Genomic DNA, 3,123 nt, shown 5'->3' on the forward strand with positions numbered 1-3,123 from the left:
ACGGACCGATGACGGCGACGACTTCCCCTTTCTCAATCGATGTCGTGATCCCTTTGAGTACCTCGAGATCCCCAAATTGTTTATATAGATCGTTTACTTGTATCATCTGCCATCACTCTTTCTTAGCCGTTTTTCTAGACGTTGACCAAGATACGTCAACACCATCACTATTGTAAAGTATATCACACCGGCAAACAGGAGCGGTTCAAAGTAGATTGCCTTCTGCCCACCGACGATTTGCGCCCGACGCATGATGTCGAGGACACCGACCGTCGAGACGAGCGCCGATTCTTTCGTGAGCGTGATCATCTCGTTGACGAGGGCCGGTAAGATGTTTTGAACGCTTGAGGCAAGATGATCGACCGCAGTTGTTTGACGTACGGGACGCCGAGCGCGTCCGATGCTTCCCATTGTCCTTTGTCGACTGCTTGAATCCCGGCCCGGATGATCTCCGAGATATAGGCGGCCGAGTTGAGCGAGAAGGCGATGACGGCCGACTGATACGGCGTCGTAATATAACCGGTCAACTGCGGCAAACCGAAGTGGATGATCGCGAGTTGCAAGATGAGCGGTGTCCCGCGGAACACGGCCGTATAGGCGTGGCCGATAAAATTGACGAGACGATTTGGCACGATTTTGAATGTGGCGACGACGACGCCAAGCGTGATCCCGAACAAAGCCGAGACGAGCACGACTTGGAACATGACGGGAATCCCTTCGAGAATATACGGGATAGAATCATAAATCCGACTAAAATCCATTGTGAGTTCCTCCTAAAAAAGGCTGACTGATGTTTTCAGTCAGCCTCCTCCGATCTTTATTCTGCTGGTGCAGCTTCTTGTTCGAACCATTTTTGAGCCAACTTCTCGATTTCGCCCGAGTCAATCATTTTGTTCAATTCTTCGTTGAACTGATCGCGGAGCTCATCGTCCTTGCGGAAGGCAGCGGCCGAACCGGCCTCTTCCTCGTCGACGATTTCAAACGTCGAGAGTTCGCTGTCTTGATCGAGATATTTCTTCGCGACCGTATCCTCGATGACCATCGCATCGATCCGGCCTGTCTTGATCTCTTGAATGATTTCCGGGATCTTGTTCAAGGCGACGATTTCAGCGCCCGGGATTTGCTCTTTGGCGATCCCTTCTTGAATCGAACCGAGTTGGACCCCGACTTGCTTGCCGTCCAAGTCTTCAAGCGACTGGATGGCATTCCCTTTTGACAGGATCAAGTTTTTTGCCGTGAAATAGATATCTGAGAAATCGGCGTTCTCTTTGCGTTCTTCCGTCGGCGTCATACCCGCCATGACGAAGTCGACACGGCCGGCGTTGAGCGCCCCAAGCAGGCTACCGAAGTCCATGTCTTCAATTTTCAATTCATAGCCCATGTTTTCGGTCACTTGCTTGGCGATATCGATGTCGAAGCCGACAATCTCATCGCCGTTCGCCGTATCGACGAATTCATATGGGAAATAATCGGCACTCGTCCCCATGACGATGACTTTGTCCTCCTCATCGGTCGACGTGGTGCCTCCTTCGTTCACGTCTGCTCCGCAAGCTACCGTGAATGCGGCAAGACTTGCGATACATAATGCTAGAAAACCTTTTTTCATTTTTCATCGTCCCTTTCTTCATATAGGATGAAATTATCAGAACTTTAACAAAATTATGACATATATGTGAAAGTTGCTCAACTGTTCTCTGACTCATCATATGTCCGACTTGTTCTTCAACCACTATATACACATAATTATTACTTGTAAAGTATATTCATGCATAAAATGCAAAAAAATACGGTCACATTCGCTCATAAGCAAAATAAGTGACCGTACCGTTGTCGCGAGAGCCGTAGGGCTGCACCCGTTTGACCGACGCGATCGGGATGGCGCTATACACGTGGGGATAGCGTTCTCCGTCCTCGTCAAACTCGTAGTGGAGCAGGCTGCCGAGACGTCCGACATGGAACGAGACGAGCACGACTCGCTCCCCATGATAATGCCGACGCACGAATTTACCGATCTGTTGCGGGGTGCAACAACGAATATACCCTTCCGTCTGGAGGGTCGGCTCATTGATCTCACCGCGCGACAGAGCGATCGTATATTCGGCCTCGCTCATGATTTTGACGACTGGTTCCATCTCATCGTTCCCTTCTTAAGCAAAAGCGCAAAGGCAATGCCTCTGCGCTCACTTCTTAGGCGTAATAAATATCGAACAACGTCTGTAACTGCTCGACGAGCTCTTCGGCCGTCGAAGATTCGATCGTGCTCCGCTCGACCATCGTGACGATGTTGCCGTCTTCTAACAAAGCGATCGATGGTGACGACGGGGCGTAGCCTTCGAAATATTCACGGGCGCGGTCTGTCGCTTCACGGTCTTGACCTGCGAACACGGTGACGAACTGATCTGGCTTGACGCCTTCCATCTTGTTTACGTAAGCTGCTGCTGGACGAGCGATGCCACCGGCACAGCCACAGACCGAGTTGACGAGGACGAGCGTCTTACCTTCTTTCGTTAACGCGGCGTCGACTTCTTCCGGTGTCGTGAGTTCCGTGTACCCTGCAGAGCGTACCTCATTGCGAGCTTGTTCGACTACATCTTGAAAATATAATTGAAAATCCATATCGTTTCCCCTTTCGACTTGCGTCTATTCTTTCTCATTTTACGTCTTGTGGATCGGTTAGGACAAGTCTATCGCTCAATTGTCCTTCAAGGAACGGTGTCGCGTTCAACAGCGTCTTGAATGCGACGTAGCGGTCCCGTGCTTCGTCGGTCGCTTCCCGGTTCGTGAGATAAGCCCGGATGAGGATGTTTTTCGGTGTATGCTCCATATCGATGAACTCGAGCAATTGTGCTTCATAACCGACGAGACCGAGCAGTTCGGCCCGAATCGAATCCGTGGCGAGCGCAGCCAACCGTTCTTTGATGAGACCATGCTGGAGCATGACGTCGAGCGCCGGTGCCTCGAGTTGGCGATTCAACTCTTTTTGACAACACGGCACGCTCAAGATGACTTTTGCACCCCAACGAACGGCTCGGGCAAGCGCCATGTCCGTTGCGACATCGCACGCATGGAGCGTGACGACCATATCGACCGCTGTCTCGCCTTCGAACTCGTTGATGTCCCCGA

At 51.2% G+C, this 3,123-nt stretch carries 4 protein-coding genes and 2 pseudogenes; all 6 read right to left on the minus strand.

Going from position 1 to position 3,123, the window contains the following annotated elements:
- A pseudogene (locus B9Z54_RS25765) lies at positions 1 to 106 on the minus strand (peptide ABC transporter ATP-binding protein); the annotation flags it as partial.
- Positions 103 to 761, minus strand: a pseudogene (locus tag B9Z54_RS14120) (amino acid ABC transporter permease). The pseudogenes B9Z54_RS25765 and B9Z54_RS14120, both read right to left, overlap by 4 nt.
- Positions 762 to 817: 56 nt before the next feature.
- Positions 818 to 1,606 (minus strand): transporter substrate-binding domain-containing protein, encoded by a 789-nt coding sequence (locus tag B9Z54_RS14125; RefSeq protein ID WP_113929008.1) that lies wholly within the window; start codon positions 1,604 to 1,606, stop codon positions 818 to 820.
- 184 nt (positions 1,607 to 1,790) lie between these two features.
- The gene (locus B9Z54_RS14130) at positions 1,791 to 2,132 is read right to left on the minus strand and encodes a DUF952 domain-containing protein (protein ID WP_021067681.1); all 342 of its coding nucleotides are present in this window, start codon (positions 2,130 to 2,132) and stop codon (positions 1,791 to 1,793) included.
- A gap of 55 nt (positions 2,133 to 2,187) precedes the next feature.
- Positions 2,188 to 2,616: a BrxA/BrxB family bacilliredoxin gene (locus B9Z54_RS14135; protein WP_021067682.1), complete on the minus strand. Its 429-nt coding sequence runs from the start codon at positions 2,614 to 2,616 to the stop codon at positions 2,188 to 2,190.
- Positions 2,617 to 2,650: 34 nt separating this feature from the next.
- On the minus strand, positions 2,651 to 3,123 hold a 473-nt coding region (locus B9Z54_RS14140), incomplete at its 5' end, for a methyltransferase (protein ID WP_113929009.1).

It is taken from the genome of Bacillus sp. P14.5 (assembly GCF_003316765.1).
Classification (GTDB): Bacteria; Bacillota; Bacilli; order Bacillales; family Bacillaceae_B; genus Rossellomorea.

Excerpts from the sequence above, each read along its gene's own strand:
- B9Z54_RS14130 (WP_021067681.1), bottom strand. The coding sequence starts at position 2,132 with ATGGAACCAGTCGTCAAAATCATGAGCGAGGCCGAATATACGATCGCT.
- B9Z54_RS14135 (WP_021067682.1), bottom strand. The coding sequence starts at position 2,616 with ATGGATTTTCAATTATATTTTCAAGATGTAGTCGAACAAGCTCGCAAT.
- B9Z54_RS14125 (WP_113929008.1), bottom strand. The coding sequence starts at position 1,606 with ATGAAAAAAGGTTTTCTAGCATTATGTATCGCAAGTCTTGCCGCATTC.